This window comes from Streptomyces sp. NPDC053474, assembly GCF_044544845.1.
In the GTDB taxonomy this organism is placed as follows: domain Bacteria; phylum Actinomycetota; class Actinomycetes; order Streptomycetales; family Streptomycetaceae; genus Streptomyces.
Genome location: NZ_JBITXV010000002.1, coordinates 494,841 through 511,665, shown reverse-complemented (window position 1 = coordinate 511,665; position 16,825 = coordinate 494,841). Strand labels below are relative to the sequence as shown.

Here is a 16,825-nt window from a genome sequence, read left to right as displayed (position 1 = left end):
TCCGTGGAGCCCGTCCACAGCGCTCACCTCGGCCCTTGCGGCCTGCGGGACAAGGTCTCGCGATCTTGTGGAGTGGTCCGCGGCACTCGGGCCCGGCGCGCCTCGTTACCATGCGTGGACGCAGCATCCGACAACCACCGACACAGCTGACGACGACGAGGGACGGGCAACGCGTGGCCGAGGCGGCAGACTTCCCGGGGACCACCCCCTCACCTGCCCGCCGGTGGCTCCGGCGCACAGCGGCACTGCTGGCCGGAGCACCCCTGCTGGCCGGTCTGCTCCAGGTGCCCGCGGGCTCCGCCGCGCTCGCCGCGACACCGGACGTGAAGAGCGCGGCCACGGGCGCGAAGAGCGCCGCCAAGAGCGTGCGGACGGGGCTGAAAGCCGCCGCCACGGGCTCCAGGACCGTCGACGTCTCCCTGGACACCCTGACGCCCAGCGCGCCCCGCAAGGGCGACACCGTCACCGTCTCCGGCACGGTCACGAACGAGGGCCGTCAGCCGGTCACCGCGGCGCAGGTCGGACTGCGCGTCGCGCCTCCCCTCGGAGGCCGCACCGCGATCGACACCGCCGCACAGCGCAAGGGGTTCCAGCCCGGGACCGACGGCGCCGAGGTCGGCGGCAAGTACGTCAAGAAGATCACCAAGCTCGCCCCGGGCGTCCCGCAGCGCTTCAGCATCTCCGTGCCCGTCAGCGCCCTCGACCTCGGCATGGACGGCGTCTATCAGCTCGGCGTGACGCTGACGGGCCAGACGGCAGCCCAGCCATACCCGCAGGTGCTCGGCATCGAGCGGACGTTCCTTCCGTGGCAGGACGGGTCCGCGGACACGAAGACGAAGACCACGTACCTGTGGCCGCTCATCTCCACCACGCACCTCACCGCGCGGACTCGCTCCGACGAACAGCAGACGCCCGTCTTCAAGAACGAGGACCTGGCCAAGGAGATCCAGCCGGGCGGCCGCCTGGAGCAGCTGATGACGCTCGGCGAGCAGCTCGACGTGACCTGGGTCATCGACCCGGACCTGCTGGTCTCCGTGGAGGCGATGGCGGACGAGTACGAGGTCGAAGGGCCGGACGGGACGACAGTTCCCGGCCGCTACGAGACAGTCGCGAAGCAGTGGCTCACCGAGCTCCAGCAGACGGTGAAGGGCAAGAAGGTCGTCGCGCTGCCCTTCGCCGACCCTGACCTCGCCTCACTCGCGCACAACGGCAAGGCGGTCTCCGGGTCGCTCGGACACCTCAAGGAGGCCACCGAGGTCGGCGCCAAGGCCGTGCGCGACATCCTCTTCGTGAAGCCGACCACCGACTTCGCCTGGCCCGCCGAGGGTGCCATCGACCCGTCCGTCGTCGACGTCGCCACCTCGGCGGGCGCCCACCGGGTGATCGCCCGCAGTGACAGCCTGCGCGAGACCCATGGCCTGCTGTACACGCCCAGCGCGGCCCGGCCCATCGGCGGCGGCACCACCGCCGTGGTCGCCGACGCCCGGCTCTCCACCGCCTTCGACGGCGACATGACGCGTTCCGAGAACTCCACCCTCGCGGTCCAGGAGTTCCTCGCCCAGAGCCTCATGATCACGCTGCAGGACGACAAGCAGCGCAACATTGTCGTAGCCCCGCAGCGCACGCCCACCGCGAGCCAGGCCCAGGCGATGGCCAAGGCCCTGACCGCGCTCGACGACGAGCGCTGGTCGCAGCCGCAGGACCTGACCGCGGCCGCGAAGGCCAAGCCGGACCCGTCCGCCACCACCCAGGTGCCCTCGGCCGCCTCCTACCCGGCCGCGCTCCGCAAGCAGGAGCTGCCCCGGTCGGCGTTCGAGGAGATCCGGGGCACCCAGGACGAGCTCGACGTCTTCCAGATGGTCCTCTCCGCACCGCACCGGGTGATCACACCCTTGGGCCGGGCCATGGACCGCGAGATGTCCACGTCGTGGCGCGGCCGCGCGGCGGCGGCACAGGGCTACCGCAAGAGCGTGCAGGGCTATCTGACCAACCTCATGCACCAGGTCTCGCTGATCAAGAAGTCCGACGCGAAGCTGTCGGGCCGCAGCGCGACGATCCCGGTGACGGTGCAGAACAACCTCGTCCAGGGCGTCGACCACCTCAGGCTCCGGCTGACGTCGACGAACCCCACACGTCTGAAGATCGGTGACGGCCTCTACGAAGAGCAGCCGGTCAAGATCACGGGCGGCGGTCACACCCAGTCGGTGAAGTTCACCACCACGGCCAACGCCAACGGACCGGTCCAGGTGTACGCCCAGCTCTACACCGAGGACAACCAGCCGTACGGCGACGCCGTGTACTTCGACGTCAACGTCACCGAGGTCACCCCCACGGTGATGCTGGTCATCGCCGGTGGCGTCCTGCTGCTCGTCCTCGCCGGATTCCGCATGTACACCCAGCGCAAGCGCGCGGCGCGGCGGCAGGCGGAGGCGGGCCCGGACGGCGGCCCCGACGGCGACGGCGACGCCACGGACGGCCCCGCGCCCGACGCCGGCCCCGACGCGGGCGAACCCGAGCAGCCGAGTGACCCGACCCCGGACACCGCTCCGGAAAGCACCGAGCCGTCGCACACGGGTGAGAGAGTGGACCGTTGAGCGATGTCGTGGCCGGTGGGCCCGGGGACCATGAGGTGGGGTAAACCATGAACGCGCCGTACGACGGTGAGCGCGGCCAGGGCGCGGGCGGCTCCGGCGCTGCCGGGGGCCCGCCGCCAGGGCCCCATGAGGACGGCCAGGTGCCACAGCAGCAGGCGCCCGACGCCTACCTCCAGGACGCCTACGCCCAGGACCCCTACCGCGCCCAGGACCTCTCGGCCCAGGACCCGGTGGCCGAGGCGCTCTACGACCGTGCCGCGCACCCCCCGCCCCCGCCCGGGACGTACCAGGACCCCCAGCAGCTCTACGCCCAGCCGCCGTCGCCCCAGCACGCCCCGGACCCCCGTGTATGGGCCCAGACGCCGCCCCCGGAGCCGGACGGCGCCACCCGGCACCTCCCGTACGGCGACGACCCGCGCACGACGCAGTACGTCGGCGTCGACGACCTCGTCACCCAGGCCGGTGAGGAGCGGCACCAGCCGGACGCCTTCGCCCACCTCTTCCGCGACCAGCAGGGCAGCGGCTACCCCGACCCGCGCGCCGGAGCACACCAGCAGGACCCGCACCTGGGCGACGGCTACCAGCAGGACCCGCGGAGCCAGGGCGCGTACCAGGCGGGTGGCTACCCCGCCCAGGGCCAGCAGCCCCAGCCCCAACCGCAGGGCGGCTACCAGCAGGACGCCGGGTACCAGCAGGGCGGCGCGTACCAGGGCCAGCAGGGTGGCGCGTACCAGGACCAGCAGGGCGGCACCGCCTACCCGGGCCAGCAGGCCGCCGGTTACCCCGACCAGGGCGGCGCGTACCCCTACCAGCAGCAGGGCGCGGCCCCGTACGCGGACCAGCAGGGCGGCGCGCAGTACGCGTACCCGCAGAACGACCCCCAGTACTACCCCCAGAGCGGCACCCCGTACGTGAACCACCAGAACGCCCCGTACGCGAACCAGCAGGCGGACGGCTACTACCAGGACCCGAACCAGCAGGGTCAGCCGTACCAGGACGCGCAGCAGTACGACATCGCGCGTCCGCCCGGCGAGTCCCCCTCCGTCCCGGCCCCGGCCTCGGCTCAGGAGCCCGTGCCCGCGGCGCCCGCGGCGAAGTCCGGCGGCCGCGCGTCCAGCCTGCTGAAGTCGAGCGCCGTCATGGCCGCGGGCACGATGGTGTCCCGGCTCACCGGCTTCGTCCGCTCCGCCATGATCGTCTCGGCGCTCGGCATCGGGCTGCTCGGCGACACCTTCCAGGTCGCCTACCAGCTGCCGACGATGATCTACATCCTCACCGTGGGCGGCGGTCTCAACTCGGTCTTCGTGCCGCAGCTCGTCCGCGCCATGAAGGACGACGAGGACGGCGGCCAGGCGTACGCCAACCGCCTCCTCACACTCGTGATGGTGGCGCTCGGCTTCCTCACCGTCGTCGGCTGGTTCGCGGCGCCCGTCCTGGTGCACCTGCTGTCGACGCCGGTCGCCAGCGACCCCGCGGCCAACGAAGTGGCCATCACCTTCGTCCGCTACTTCCTGCCCTCGATCTTCTTCATGGGCATCCACGTCGTCATGGGGCAGATCCTCAACGCGCGCGGGAAGTTCGGCGCGATGATGTGGACGCCCGTCCTCAACAACGTCGTCATCATCGCGACGCTCGGCATGTTCCTGTGGGTGTACGGCACCTCGGAGAAGTCGGGCATGCGCGTCACGTCGATCCCCGACGACGGTGTGCGCCTCCTCGGCGTCGGCGTGCTGCTCGGCATGGTCGTCCAGTCGCTCGCGATGTTCCCCTACCTCCGGGAGACGGGCTTCAAGCCGCGGCTGCGCTTCGACTGGAAGGGCCAGGGCCTCGGCAAGGCCGCCATGCTCGCCAAGTGGACGATCCTCTTCGTCCTCGCCAACCAGGCCGGTGCGATCGTCGTGACCCAGCTGGGCACCGCGGCGGTCAAGCACTCCGGCATGGACGGCACGGGCTTCTCGGCCTACTCCAACGCCCAGCTCATCTGGGGGCTCCCCCAGGCCATCATCACCGTCTCGCTGATGGCCGCGCTGCTGCCCCGGCTGTCCCGCGCGGCCCACGAGGGCGACAACGGCGCGGTCCGCGACGACATCTCCCAGGGGCTGCGCACCTCCGCCGTCGCGATCGTGCCGATCGCCTTCAGCTTCGTCGCGCTCGGCATTCCGATGTGCACGCTCATGTTCGGCTCGTCCGGCGTCAACGGCGCCACCCGCATGGGCTACATGCTGATGGCCTTCGGCCTCGGCCTGATCCCGTACTCGGTGCAGTACGTCGTCCTGCGCGCCTTCTACGCGTACGAGGACACCCGCACCCCCTTCTACAACACCGTCATCGTGGCCGCCTTCAACGCCGCCGCCTCCGCGCTCTGCTACATGGTGCTGCCCGCCCGCTGGGCCGTAGCGGGCATGGCCGCTTCGTACGGCCTCGCCTACGCGATCGGGGTGGGCGTGGCCTGGCGACGGCTAAGCAAGCGGCTGGGGGGCGATCTGGACGGTGCGAACGTGGTCCGTACGTACGCCCGTCTCGTGATCGCCTCGGTGCCGGGTGCGATTCTCGGCGCCGCGGCCGGGTACGCGATCACGAAGGCGCTGGGACAGGGCGTCTTCGGTTCACTGGCCGCGCTGGTCGTCGGCTGCGCGGTACTGTTCGGCGTCTTCTTCCTCGTCGCGCGGCGCCTGCGCATCCAGGAACTCAACTCCCTGGTCGGCACGGTACGGGGGCGCCTGGGACGCTGAGGCGTGGCAGTCCGCACAACCATCGGCGGCTACCGCGTGTCGTGCATAGCGGCGGTCTGTGGGCACAATTGGCTTTGGCGTCTGACGTAGCGCAACGGATGGGGAGGCAGGAACGACGGTGGCGGAACGGAGCACGGCTGCCGTCGACGTGGCAGGCAACAGCGGCGACCAGCCGCTGACCGCGAAGGCGGATCAGTCCACGGCCGACGGGGTGGCCCAAACCCGGGAGCGGGACACGGCGGACGACAGCGCGGCGGAGACGAAGGGGCCCTCGAGTCCGCCCGGGGCGACCACGCCCCCAGAACTGCACAGCGGCCACAAACTCGCCAGACGCTATCGCCTCGAGGAGTGCGTCACCCGTCTGGACGGTTTCAGCAGCTGGCGCGCGGTGGACGAGAAGCTCCGCCGTGCGGTGGGCGTGCACGTGCTGCCCGCCGACCACCCCCGCGGGCGCTCGGTGCTCGCCGCGGCCCGCTCCGCGGCGCTCCTCGGCGACCCGCGGTTCGTGCAGGTCCTGGACGCGGTCGAGGAGAACGACCTCGTCTACGTGGTGCACGAATGGCTTCCGGACGCCACGGAGCTCACCACCCTGCTGGCCTCCGGCCCGCTGGAGGCCCACGACGCCTACCAGCTCGTCAGCCAGGTCGCCCAGGCCATGGCCGCCGCGCACCGCGAGGGCCTCGCCCATCTGCGGCTGACGCCCGGCGCCGTGCTACGCACCTCCTCGGGCCAGTACCGCATCCGCGGCCTCGCCGTGAACGCCGCGCTGCGCGGAATCACCTCCGAGACCCCCCAGCGCACCGACACGGAGGCCATCGGCGCCCTCCTGTACGCCGCCCTGACCCAGCGCTGGCCGTACGAGAACGACGCACACGGCCTCTCCGGGCTGCCCAAGGGCGTCGGCCTCATCGCGCCGGACCAGGTCCGTGCCGGGGTGCACCGGGGCCTGTCCGAGCTCTCCATGCGCGCGCTCGCCAACGACGGCGCGACCGCGTCCCGCCAGGAGCCCGCCTGCACCACACCGGACGACCTGGTGAAGGCCGTCGGCGAGATGCCCCGCATCCGCCCGCCGGAGCCCGCCTTCACGGCGCCGCCCGAGTACCAGCGCACGACCTACCAACAGGGCACGTACGGCCGCGGTCCGCAGCCTCCGGGCTCCACGCAGGTCATCCAGGCCCCGCCGCCCCCGCTGCAGAGCCGCACCGGCAAGGCCCTCAAGTGGGCGGTCTCGGCGCTGCTCATCGCCGCGCTCGGCCTGGGCAGCTGGCAGCTGGCGGACGCCCTCATGGACCACGACAACAAGTCGGGGGACTCGGGCACGTCGCAGACGTCCGACGACGGCGACAAGAACAAGCCCAAGCCCGGCAAGCCGATCTCCATCGAGAACACCCAGGCGAGCGGCCTGGGCGGAGAGTTCAAGCAGTCTACCGAGAGCGGCTCCACGGTCTGGCGCACCGCGACGTACAACGAGGGCCCGCCCCTGGCCCCGTACAAGCCCGGCGCCGGCCTCGTCTACGACCTGGGCTCGGAGAACAAGCTCACGGACGCGACGATCAAGCTCCTGTACGGCGGAGACCACACGTCGATCTCCCTGTACGCCGCCGACTCGATGTCACCTTCCGGGCCGGTCGGCTCGATGAAGAAGATCGGTGAAGGCAAGACGACCGGCTCCTCCTTGAAGATCAAGGTGAAGTCCAAGGCCAAGCCCCGGTACGTACTCCTCTGGGTGACGGCGGTTCCGTCGGTCCCGGCCGAGAAGTACCGTGACGCCGGCTACCGGCAGGGCATCTCGGGCGTCCAGTTCAAGGGCATCAAGGGCTGAGGGCCCGCGCGTCTCGGCAGGGGGAGGGGGTTCGAGGTGGCGCACGACGCCGTGCACGGTGAGCTGAGCGACCAGGACCTCCTGACCCGCCACGTCGACGGCGACAAAGACGCCTTCGGCGAGCTCGTCCGCCGCCATCGCGACCGGCTGTGGGCCGTGGCCCTGCGCACCCTGGGAGACCGCGAGGAAGCCGCGGACGCCGTCCAGGACGCCCTGGTCTCCGCGTACCGGGCCGCGCACACCTTCCGCGGCCAGTCCGCCGTGACGACCTGGCTGCACCGCATCACCGTGAACGCCTGCCTCGACCGGGCGCGCAAGGCCGCCTCCCGGAAGACCTCGCCCGTCGACGACACCGAGCGCCTGGACCAGCTCCTGGAGCCGCACGAGTCCGCGGCGGCACCGGTCGAGCGCGGCGATCTGCATCGGGAACTCCTGCGCGCGCTCAGCACGCTGCCGCCCGACCAGCGGGCCGCCCTCGTCCTGGTGGACATGCAGGGCTACCCCGTGGCCGAGGCCGCCCGGGTGCTCGACGTCCCCACCGGCACGGTGAAGAGCCGCTGCGCGCGGGGCAGAGCAAGACTGCTGCCCCTGTTGACCCACCTACGGACGGAGCCACCGGGCGAAAGCGGCCCTGGCAACCCGGGCGAAGGAAGAAAGGCCGCCCCAGGAAGGAACCGGACGCAGGGGACAACCGTCCCACCGGCAGCGGACCCCCCGTGTACGGGGTCGTCCCAAGGCGCGGAACCCGGCGATTCAGCGGCAGTGAAGGGCGGAGGTGGGCGAGCGTGACCACGACGACGGACTCGGCTGGGCACCCGGACGTCTCCGAGATCTCCGACCTCACCGAAGGCCTGCTCTCACCGTCCCGTACCCACGACGTGCGGCAGCACCTGGACGGCTGCGCGCTCTGCACCGACGTCTATGACTCCCTCGAAGAGATTCGCGGCATGCTGGGCACGCTGCCCGGGCCCTCGCGCATGCCCGCCGATGTCGCGGAGCGCATCGACGCGGCTCTGGCGGCTGAGGCGCTTCTGGATTCCACCGTCACCGACGACGTGGAGGCCTCCCTCTCAGCCCACGAGGCCGAGGAAGCCTCCGGACGCGAGACCGCTGTCGCGCCCGCTGCCGATGTTTCACGTGAAACATCGGCCTCCGAGCCGAGCGAAGCGGCTGCCTCATCAAGCAAGCCCGCCGCCTCAGCCGCTGCCAGCAGCGGCACCCATGGCCCGTCCGGTCACGCTCGTGCGGCCACCGGACCGGGCCGGGGCGGGCGCCTCCGGGGGCGGCGTCGCCGTACGGCGGCCCTCGGTGCCGTCTTCACCGCCGCCGCCCTGGGCCTGGGCGCACTGCTGATCCATCCGTGGGAGAGCGACTCGGAGGGCTCGGAGACCGTGGCGGGCCGCACAGCGAGCGCTGACGCGTTCTCCAAGGACAAGCTCCGGGACCGCGTCAACGACATGCTTCCCGCAGAGCCGTCGATCGCGGGTGCCGACAACACCGCCTCTCCCGAGACACGCGTCGGCCCAAAGTCCAGCCCGAACGGCCCGAAGAAGGGCTCGACGACGCCCGAAGACGTCGTCGAGGTCCCCGCCTGTATCGAGCGGAGCCTCAACGGTCGGGTACCGCTGGCCGTGGACAAGGGCACTTACGAAGGCAAGAGCGCCTACCTCGTCGTCGTGGCCCATGAGTCCGACAGCGCCAAGGTGTCCGCGTATATCGTCGATGCCGCCTGTGTGAACGCATCCTCGTCGCCCGAAACCATCGGCAAGGTACTGCTCGCCGAGTCCTACGCCCGGAACTGAGCGACCCCCGGCCCGACGGGTACGGGTGGATCGCGCCCCGCTGTCCCGCGCCCGCGCTGCCGTGTGCTCGGACACGTTGGGGAATGCACGCCCCGTAGGATCCGTTGGGTGGGGTGAGAGCCCTGAGACAGGCACCCGCCAGCAGTACGCAGCAGTCTCCAGAGACGAGGAATCAAGCCGTGACCGACGTCCGTAACGTGATCATCATCGGCTCCGGGCCCGCCGGCTACACGGCGGCGCTCTACACCGCGCGCGCGTCCCTGAAGCCCCTGGTGTTCGAGGGCGCCGTCACCGCGGGTGGTGCGCTGATGAACACCACCGACGTAGAGAACTTCCCGGGCTTCCAGGACGGCATCATGGGCCCGGAACTCATGGACAACATGCGCGCCCAGGCCGAGCGCTTCGGCGCCGAGCTCGTGCCCGACGACGTGGTCTCCGTCGACCTCACCGGTGAGATCAAGACCGTCACGGACACGGCCGGCACGGTGCACCGCGCGAAGGCCGTCATCGTGACGACGGGCTCCCAGCACCGCAAGCTGAGCCTGCCGAACGAGGACGCGCTGTCCGGCCGTGGCGTCTCCTGGTGCGCGACCTGCGACGGGTTCTTCTTCAAGGACCACGACATCGCCGTCATCGGCGGTGGCGACACCGCGATGGAGGAGGCGACCTTCCTCTCCCGGTTCGCCAAGTCCGTCACGGTCGTCCACCGCCGCGACAGCCTGCGCGCCTCCAAGGCGATGCAGGAGCGCGCCTTCGCCGACCCGAAGATCAAGTTCGTCTGGGACAGCGAGGTCGCCGAGATCAAGGGTGAGCAGAAGCTCTCCGGTCTCACCCTGCGCAACGTCAAGACGGGCGAGACGTCCGAGCTGGCGGCCACCGGCCTGTTCATCGCGATCGGTCACGACCCGCGCACCGAGCTCTTCAAGGGCCAGCTGAACCTGGACGGCGAGGGCTACCTGAAGGTCGACGCGCCGTCGACCCGGACGAACATCCCCGGTGTCTTCGCCGCCGGTGACGTCGTCGACCACACCTACCGCCAGGCGATCACGGCGGCGGGCACCGGCTGTGCCGCCGCTTTGGACGCCGAGCGCTTCCTCGCCGCCCTCGCGGACAGCGAGACCGCGGCCGCTGCTGCCGTCTGACCCTTCCTCCCCCACCCGCACCACCATGTGAGGAGCCCGCCGTGGCCAACCTGAAGAACGTGACCGACGCTTCCTTCGACGAGGACGTCCTCAAGAGCGACAAGCCCGTCCTGGTGGACTTCTGGGCCGCCTGGTGCGGTCCGTGCCGCCAGATCGCGCCGTCGCTCGAGGCGATCGCGCAGGAGTACGGCGACAAGATCGAGATCGTCAAGCTCAACATCGACGAGAACCCGGGCACGGCTGCCAAGTACGGCGTCATGTCGATCCCGACGCTGAACGTCTACCAGAACGGCGAGGTCGCCAAGACCATCGTCGGCGCCAAGCCGAAGGCCGCCATCGAGCGCGACCTGGCGGACTTCATCGCCGAGTAAGGCACCACGTCATCGGTGTCCGCCCCGTCGGCGGAGAGCGATGTTTCACGTGAAACACGAATGGGCCAACCCCTCGGGGCTGGCCCATTCGTCTGTCCGCTGCGCGATCTGCGGCCTATCCGACCCGTCTAGAGCGGCCGTAGGGCGGGCTCCTTCTGCACTGCTCCCAGCAGTCGGTCCAGCGCCAGCTCGACATCTTCCTTCCACGAGAGCGTCGTCCGCAGCTCCAGCCGGAGTCTCGGGTAGGCGGGGTGCGGGCGGACCGTCTTGAAGCCCACGGCGAGGAGATGGTCCGCGGGCAGGACACAGGCCGGCTTCTCCCAGCGCGCGTCACCGAAGGCCTCAATGGCCTTGAACCCCCGGCGCAGCAGATCCTTGGCGACCGTCTGCACGATGACGCGGCCGAGTCCCTGCCCCTGATAGCCCGGCATGATCCAGGCCGTCATCAGCTGAACGGCGTCCGGCGAGACCGGGCTTGTGGGAAAGGCCGTGGCCCGCGGCACATAGGCAGGGGGAGCGTAGAGGACGAAGCCCACCGGCACGTCATCGACGTAGACGACCCGACCGCACGAGCCCCACTCCAGCAGGACGGCGGAGATCCACGCTTCCTTCTCCAGCTCGGGTGTCCCGGCCTTCAGCGCGGCTTGCCCGCTGACCGGGTCCAGCTCCCAGAAGACGCACGCACGGCAACGCTTGGGAAGGTCCGGAAGGTTGTCCAGCGTGAGCGGTACGAGCCGTCGCCCCATGAAGGCGGTTCCTCTTCTCCTTCGCCCGCGGCGCCACGAGCAGCTGTCAGTGTGCTCCGTTCCCTGAGCAGGCTGCCGACGAAGCCACCGACCGCGCCCAGGCCGAACCCTGCGGTCACCAGTCCGGTGCGGCTCACCGATCGCATGGCCCCCACCTCCCCTAAGAGGTGCCGTCAGCTGGATGCGCCATACCCAAGCGCATCGTATCCACGATGGGATTGCATCGATACCGGAAGAAAGCAAAGAGCGGGCCGTGTTCCGGCACACACCGGACACGGCCCGCTTTCACAGACGTCACAGAATTCGGCTACAGCGGTCTGCCCCTTCCCGGGCTGAGCACCCGGCCTCTCAGGACGCCGTCGCTACTCAGCTCTGCTCGCCCTCCGAGGCTTCCTCGGCCGCGGCATCGGCCAGACCACGCTTGAGAACCGAGCCCTCTTCAGGGGCCAGCGTGGCGAGGATCCGCTCCAGGTCGTCCAGCGAGGCGAAGTCGACGACGATCTTGCCCTTCTTCTGGCCCAGATCGACCCTCACCCGCGTTTCGAACCGGTCCGAGAGGCGTGTGGCGAGACTCGTCAACGCGGGCGACACCCGCGCCCCGGCACGAGGCCCCTTGGCCTTCGGCTTGCTCTGCGGCCGCGACCCCATGAGAGTCACGATCTCCTCGACGGCCCGCACCGACAGCCCTTCGGCCACGATCCGGTACGCGAGGCGGTCCTGCTCCTCCTGGTCCTCGACGGACAGCAGCGCCCGGGCGTGGCCCGCGGACAGCACTCCGGCGGCGACCCTGTTCTGCACCTTCGGCGACAGCTTCAGGAGCCGGAGCGTGTTGGAGACCTGCGGGCGGGACCGGCCGATCCGGTCCGCCAGCTGGTCGTGCGTGCACTTGAAGTCCTTGAGCAGCTGGTCGTAGGCCGCGGCCTCTTCCAGCGGGTTCAGCTGAGCGCGGTGCAGGTTCTCAAGGAGCGCGTCCAGGAGGAGCTTGTCGTCCTCCGTCGCCCGCACGATCGCCGGGATGCGCTCCAGACCCGCCTCACGGCAAGCCCGCCAGCGCCGCTCGCCCATGATGAGCTCGTACCGCGAGGGACCCAACTGCCGTACGACCACGGGCTGGAGAAGTCCGACTTCCTTGATGGACGTCACCAGCTCCGCGAGGGCGTCCTCGTCGAAGACCTCACGCGGCTGCCTCGGGTTCGGCGTGATGGAGTCGAGCGGCAGCTCGGCGAAGTGCGCACCGGCCGGGCTCCGCAGTTCCTCCACCGGCTCGCTGCCCGGCGCCTCCGTCTCCTGCGAAACGGGCGGCTGCACCAGGGAGCTCTGTGGAAGCGCGGCCACGGTGGCGGCCGCCACGCCGCGTTCCGCGGTGAGGACCGGCACGGCCGTCGGCGAGGTGGACGCCCCGCCCGTGGTCGGCGCAGCCGCCTTCTCCGTAGGAGCCGCAGGGATCAGAGCGCCCAGGCCACGGCCCAGCCCTCTTCGTCGCTCGCTCACTGGATCCCCTCCGTCGTGTTCTGGTCGTTCTGGATGCCCGTGTGGGCGTGCTGCACGTCGTACCGCACGCCTACTCCGCGCAGCGCGATCTCTCGCGCCGCCTCGAAGTACGACAGGGCACCGCTTGATCCTGGATCGTAGGTCAGCACGGTCTGGCCGTAGCTGGGCGCCTCGGAGATGCGGACCGAGCGCGGGATGCTCGTCCTCAGCACCTCGTCGCCGAAGTGGTTGCGCACCTCGTCGGCCACCTGGGAGGCGAGCCGGGTCCGGCCGTCGTACATGGTGAGCAGGATGGTCGACACATGCAGGTTCGGGTTGAGGTGACCCCGCACCAGGTCGACGTTGCGCAGGAGCTGACCGAGGCCTTCCAGGGCGTAGTACTCGCACTGGATGGGGATCAGCACCTCCGCACCGGCCACCAGGGCGTTCACCGTCAACAGCCCCAGCGACGGCGGGCAGTCGATGAGGATGTAGTCCAGCGGCTGCTCATACGCCTGGATCGCCCGCTGGAGTCGGCTCTCCCGAGCCACCAGCGACACCAGTTCGATCTCCGCACCGGCGAGATCGATGGTGGCCGGGGCGCAGAAGAGACCCTCGACATCAGGGACGGGCTGGACGACCTCGGCGAGAGGCTTGCTCTCGACCAACACGTCGTAGATGGAGGGGACTTCGGCGTGGTGGTCGATACCGAGCGCCGTGGAGGCATTCCCCTGCGGGTCCAGGTCGATCACCAGAACACGCGCGCCGTGCAAGGCCAGTGAGGCGGCAAGGTTGACGGTTGTCGTCGTCTTGCCTACTCCGCCCTTCTGGTTGGCGACGACCATGATTCGGGTCTGCTCGGGCCGTGGCAGGCCCTCGCCCGCGCGGCCAAGAGCTTCCACCGCCAGTTGGGCAGCACGACCGATGGGGGTGTCGTCCATCGGGCTCGGTGTTTCACGTGAAACATCCTCCCCCGCCGACTCGGTACGGGGACCGGGGACCGGATCGGTCATCGGTCCCGCGATGTTGGCGTCGGACCGCAAGGATTCACTCTCCTCGACTACAGGCTCGCAATGAACAGAGCCTCCCATGCTTTCGGGGTCGTGAACCAGCGAGGCCCGGTCTTCTGTGGACGAATCCGTCTCTGTGGACAACTCCGTTCCCTTATCGAGGGAACCAAGTGGCCGACGCTCGCGAGGTTCGGCAGCGCGACCGCGACTGATGATGCCATGCAGCAGTGAGCGACGTTTCACGTGAAACACGATGCATGGCGACCGGGGTGCTGCTCGTGCGACACCCCGGTACGCGTACGTTTGACAGCTTTTGTGGAGTACGGCTCGTCGTCAGGACGGATCAGCGACGAACGTCAACGCGCGTCCACCAGCGGTCGACAGGCATCGAGGACCTGGCAGACACCTCACCGGCGGCGGCGCCGACGTCCCTCAGCGACAGCGACGCCTTTCAGCGACAGCGACGTCCTTCAGCGACGGCGCCGTCCTTCAGCGGCGGCGACGGGCGCGCCCGACTCGTGCGGCCTTGGCACGCTTGGCAGCGAAGCGCACACCACCAGGGCTCTCGCCCACCTCGACCCGCACCACGGTGGACAGCGGATCGACGACCCCTTCGCCTACCTGCACCACGGAGACGGACTCGGCGCCGAGCTTGCTCAGGGCGGCACCAGCCGCCTTGACCTCTTCCTCGGCCGTGTCTCCCTTGAGCGCCAGCATCTCTCCGTACGGACGCAGCAGCGGGACGCCCCATCCGGCGAGACGGTCCAGTGGAGCGACGGCACGCGCGGTCACGACATGGACGGGCTGCAGCTTGCCGAGGACCTCCTCGGCGCGGCCACGGACGACCGTGACGTGGTCGAGCCCCAGCAGCTCGACGACCTCGCTGAGGAAGTTCGTGCGCCGCAGCAGCGGCTCAAGGAGCGTGATCTTGAGGTCCTCGCGGACGAGCGCGAGCGGGATGCCGGGCAGTCCGGCCCCGGAGCCGACATCGCACACCGTCACGCCCTCGGGAACCACCTCGGACAGCACGGCGCAGTTCAGCAGGTGCCGCTCCCACAGCCGGGGAACCTCGCGGGGGCCGATCAGGCCGCGCCGCACTCCCGCCTCGGCGAGCAGTTCCGCATACCGGACCGCGTCCGGGAATCGCTCGCCGAAAACCGCGCGCGCCTGCTCCGGCGCCGGGGGGAGCTCCGCTTCCTCCGTCACGGGGACCGTCCTTCCGTACCGCACTGGGTCAGTGACTATCAGGCTGACAAAGACCGGCCCCGTCTGCGAACAGACGGGGCCGGGATGAGACGTACAGATCAGGCGGGGAGGACCACGACGAAGCGCTGCGGCTCCTCGCCCTCGGACTCGCTGCGCAGACCCGCGGCCTTGACGGCGTCGTGCACGACCTTGCGCTCGAACGGCGTCATCGGCTTGAGCTTGACCGGTTCGCCGGAGCTCTTGGCGTCGGCGGCGGCCTTGGCGCCCAGCTCGGACAGCTCCTCGCGCTTCTTGGCGCGGTAGCCCGCGATGTCCAGCATCAGGCGGCTGCGGTCGCCGGTCTCCCGGTGCACCGCGAGGCGGGTCAGCTCCTGGAGCGCCTCCAGGACCTCGCCGTCCCGGCCGACCAGCTTCTGCAGGTCACGGCTGCCGGCGTCGCTGATGATCGACACCGCGGCCCGGTCGGCCTCGACGTCCATGTCGATGTCGCCGTCGAGGTCGGCGATGTCCAGCAGACCCTCGAGGTAGTCCGCCGCGATCTCGCCCTCCTGCTCGAGGCGGGTGAGGGTGTCGCCAGCCTCAGCTGCGGCGGAGGTGGTGGTGCCTTCCGTCACGGGATGGACTCCTTTTACTTCTTGGACGGGTGCTTGGGCCGCTGCTGACCCTTGCGCTGTCCGGACTTGGCTTTGCTGCGGGTGCCCTGGCCGGGCTGGCTGCCCGAGGCGGCGGCGGGCTTGTTCTTGGCCGCGGCACCCTGGGGCTTGCTGTCCTCGGACTTGGTCAGCGACGGGCCGGAGGCGTCGGCGGTCGTGGCGCCGCCGTCCGTCTTGCCGCCCGTGGCGGCGGTGGCGGACTGGCGCTTGGACTTGCTCTGGCGCTTGGGCTGCTGCCGCTTGGGCGCTGCCGCGGGCGCACCGTCCTCGGTCGTGGTGGCCACGGTGTCGCTGACGATCACGGTGCCGTCGGCCTGGGCGGCGAAGCCGGCCTTGTTCAGGCCGTTGATGAACTTCCGCTCGTACTCGTTGCGGTCGCGGCCCTTGGCGACGATGGCCTTCACGGCCCTGACCTGGCCACGGCTGCGGGTCTTGCCGGAGGTCGTGATGTGCTTCTGCAGGCGCTCCAGGTACGAGGCCTGGGCCTTGGAGCCGGGGGTCGGGTTCTGGCGGATCACGTACATCTGCTGGCCCATGGTCCACACGTTGGTGGTCAGCCAGTAGACGAGGACACCGACCGGGAAGTTGATGCCGAAGACGGCGAACATGATGGGGAAGACGTACATCAGCATCTTCTGCTGCTGCATGAACGGCGTCTTCACCGTCGTGTCGACGTTCTTCGTCATCAGCTGGCGCTGCGTGAAGAACTGCGAGGCCGACATCAGAATGATCATGAGCGCGGTCACGACGCGCACATCGGTCAGCGAGGCGCCAAGGGAGGCGACCTTGTCGGCGCTGTCCGTGAACTTCACCGCGAGCGGGGCACCGAAGATGTGGGCGTCACGGGCACTGTCCAGCAGCTGCTGGTCGATGACGCCGATCTTCTTGTTGGACGCGATGCCGTTGAGCACGTGGTACAGCGCGAAGAAGAAGGGCGACTGCGCCAGGATGGGAAGGCACGAGGAGAGCGGGTTGGTACCCGACTCCTTGTACAGCTTCATCATCTCTTCGGACTGGCGCTGCTTGTCGCTCTTGTAGCGCTCCTGGATCTTCTTCATCTCGGGCTGCAGCGTCTGCATGGCCCGGGTCGCCTTGATCTGCTTCACGAAGAGCGGGATCAGGCAGATGCGGATCAGGATCACCAGGGACACGATCGACAGGCCCCAGGCCCAGCCCGTGTCAGGGCCGAAGATCGCACCGTACAGTTTGTGGAACTGCACGATGACCCAGGAGACGGGTGTCGTGATGAAGCTGAAGAAACCGGCAATCGTGTCCAC

Annotated in this window: 13 protein-coding genes; 7 read left to right on the top strand and 6 right to left on the bottom strand. The window is 69.8% G+C overall.

Annotated features, from left to right (window positions below; translation table 11 throughout):
* Nucleotides 1-173 precede the first annotated feature (173 nt).
* The 7 genes from ACIG3E_RS05930 to trxA all read left to right on the top strand — a co-directional run bounded on the left by ACIG3E_RS05930 (nucleotide 174) and on the right by trxA (nucleotide 10,463).
* Nucleotides 174-2,594, top strand: coding sequence for a DUF6049 family protein (locus tag ACIG3E_RS05930; protein WP_399611753.1), 2,421 nt, complete (start codon nucleotides 174-176; stop codon nucleotides 2,592-2,594).
* A 47-nt stretch (nucleotides 2,595-2,641) separates the two neighbouring features.
* Nucleotides 2,642-5,326 (top strand): murein biosynthesis integral membrane protein MurJ, encoded by a 2,685-nt coding sequence (gene murJ / locus ACIG3E_RS05925; protein ID WP_399611751.1) that lies wholly within the window; start codon nucleotides 2,642-2,644, stop codon nucleotides 5,324-5,326.
* Between the two features lie 118 nt (nucleotides 5,327-5,444).
* On the top strand, nucleotides 5,445-7,148 hold the full coding sequence (locus ACIG3E_RS05920; RefSeq protein ID WP_399611749.1) for a protein kinase family protein: 1,704 nt from the start codon (nucleotides 5,445-5,447) through the stop codon (nucleotides 7,146-7,148).
* A 36-nt stretch (nucleotides 7,149-7,184) separates the two neighbouring features.
* On the top strand, nucleotides 7,185-7,937 hold the full coding sequence (gene sigM / locus ACIG3E_RS05915; protein WP_399611745.1) for an RNA polymerase sigma factor SigM: 753 nt from the start codon (nucleotides 7,185-7,187) through the stop codon (nucleotides 7,935-7,937).
* A complete protein-coding gene (locus tag ACIG3E_RS05910) occupies nucleotides 7,934-8,950 on the top strand; it encodes a hypothetical protein (protein ID WP_399611742.1) in 1,017 nt (338 codons plus the stop codon). Before sigM ends, ACIG3E_RS05910 begins: the two co-directional genes overlap by 4 nt.
* Nucleotides 8,951-9,129: 179 nt before the next feature.
* Nucleotides 9,130-10,092, top strand: coding sequence for a thioredoxin-disulfide reductase (trxB, locus tag ACIG3E_RS05905; RefSeq protein ID WP_138960692.1), 963 nt, complete (start codon nucleotides 9,130-9,132; stop codon nucleotides 10,090-10,092).
* Nucleotides 10,093-10,133: 41 nt separating this feature from the next.
* Nucleotides 10,134-10,463, top strand: coding sequence for a thioredoxin (trxA, locus tag ACIG3E_RS05900; RefSeq protein WP_138960693.1), 330 nt, complete (start codon nucleotides 10,134-10,136; stop codon nucleotides 10,461-10,463).
* A gap of 128 nt (nucleotides 10,464-10,591) precedes the next feature.
* On the opposite strand, the gene ACIG3E_RS05895 is transcribed toward trxA, so the two are convergent.
* The 6 genes from ACIG3E_RS05895 to yidC all read right to left on the bottom strand — a co-directional run bounded on the left by ACIG3E_RS05895 (nucleotide 10,592) and on the right by yidC (nucleotide 16,825).
* A complete protein-coding gene (locus tag ACIG3E_RS05895; protein WP_399611738.1) occupies nucleotides 10,592-11,209 on the bottom strand; it encodes a GNAT family N-acetyltransferase in 618 nt (205 codons plus the stop codon).
* Nucleotides 11,210-11,575: 366 nt separating this feature from the next.
* Nucleotides 11,576-12,700 (bottom strand): ParB/RepB/Spo0J family partition protein, encoded by a 1,125-nt coding sequence (locus ACIG3E_RS05890; RefSeq protein ID WP_399611736.1) that lies wholly within the window; start codon nucleotides 12,698-12,700, stop codon nucleotides 11,576-11,578.
* Nucleotides 12,697-13,770, bottom strand: coding sequence for a ParA family protein (locus ACIG3E_RS05885; protein WP_399612178.1), 1,074 nt, complete (start codon nucleotides 13,768-13,770; stop codon nucleotides 12,697-12,699). Before ACIG3E_RS05885 ends, ACIG3E_RS05890 begins: the two co-directional genes overlap by 4 nt.
* 408 nt (nucleotides 13,771-14,178) lie before the next feature.
* Nucleotides 14,179-14,895: a 16S rRNA (guanine(527)-N(7))-methyltransferase RsmG gene (gene rsmG / locus ACIG3E_RS05880; RefSeq protein ID WP_172382858.1), complete on the bottom strand. Its 717-nt coding sequence runs from the start codon at nucleotides 14,893-14,895 to the stop codon at nucleotides 14,179-14,181.
* Nucleotides 14,896-14,993: 98 nt separating this feature from the next.
* Nucleotides 14,994-15,509, bottom strand: a complete 516-nt coding sequence (locus ACIG3E_RS05875) for a R3H domain-containing nucleic acid-binding protein (RefSeq protein ID WP_144319902.1) — start codon at nucleotides 15,507-15,509, stop codon at nucleotides 14,994-14,996.
* 14 nt (nucleotides 15,510-15,523) lie between these two features.
* On the bottom strand, nucleotides 15,524-16,825 hold the full coding sequence (gene yidC, locus ACIG3E_RS05870) for a membrane protein insertase YidC (RefSeq protein WP_399611732.1): 1,302 nt from the start codon (nucleotides 16,823-16,825) through the stop codon (nucleotides 15,524-15,526).

Excerpts from the sequence above, each read along its gene's own strand:
- murJ (WP_399611751.1), top strand. The coding sequence starts at position 2,642 with ATGAACGCGCCGTACGACGGTGAGCGCGGCCAGGGCGCGGGCGGCTCC.
- ACIG3E_RS05895 (WP_399611738.1), bottom strand. The coding sequence starts at position 11,209 with ATGGGGCGACGGCTCGTACCGCTCACGCTGGACAACCTTCCGGACCTT.
- ACIG3E_RS05885 (WP_399612178.1), bottom strand. The coding sequence starts at position 13,770 with ATGGGAGGCTCTGTTCATTGCGAGCCTGTAGTCGAGGAGAGTGAATCC.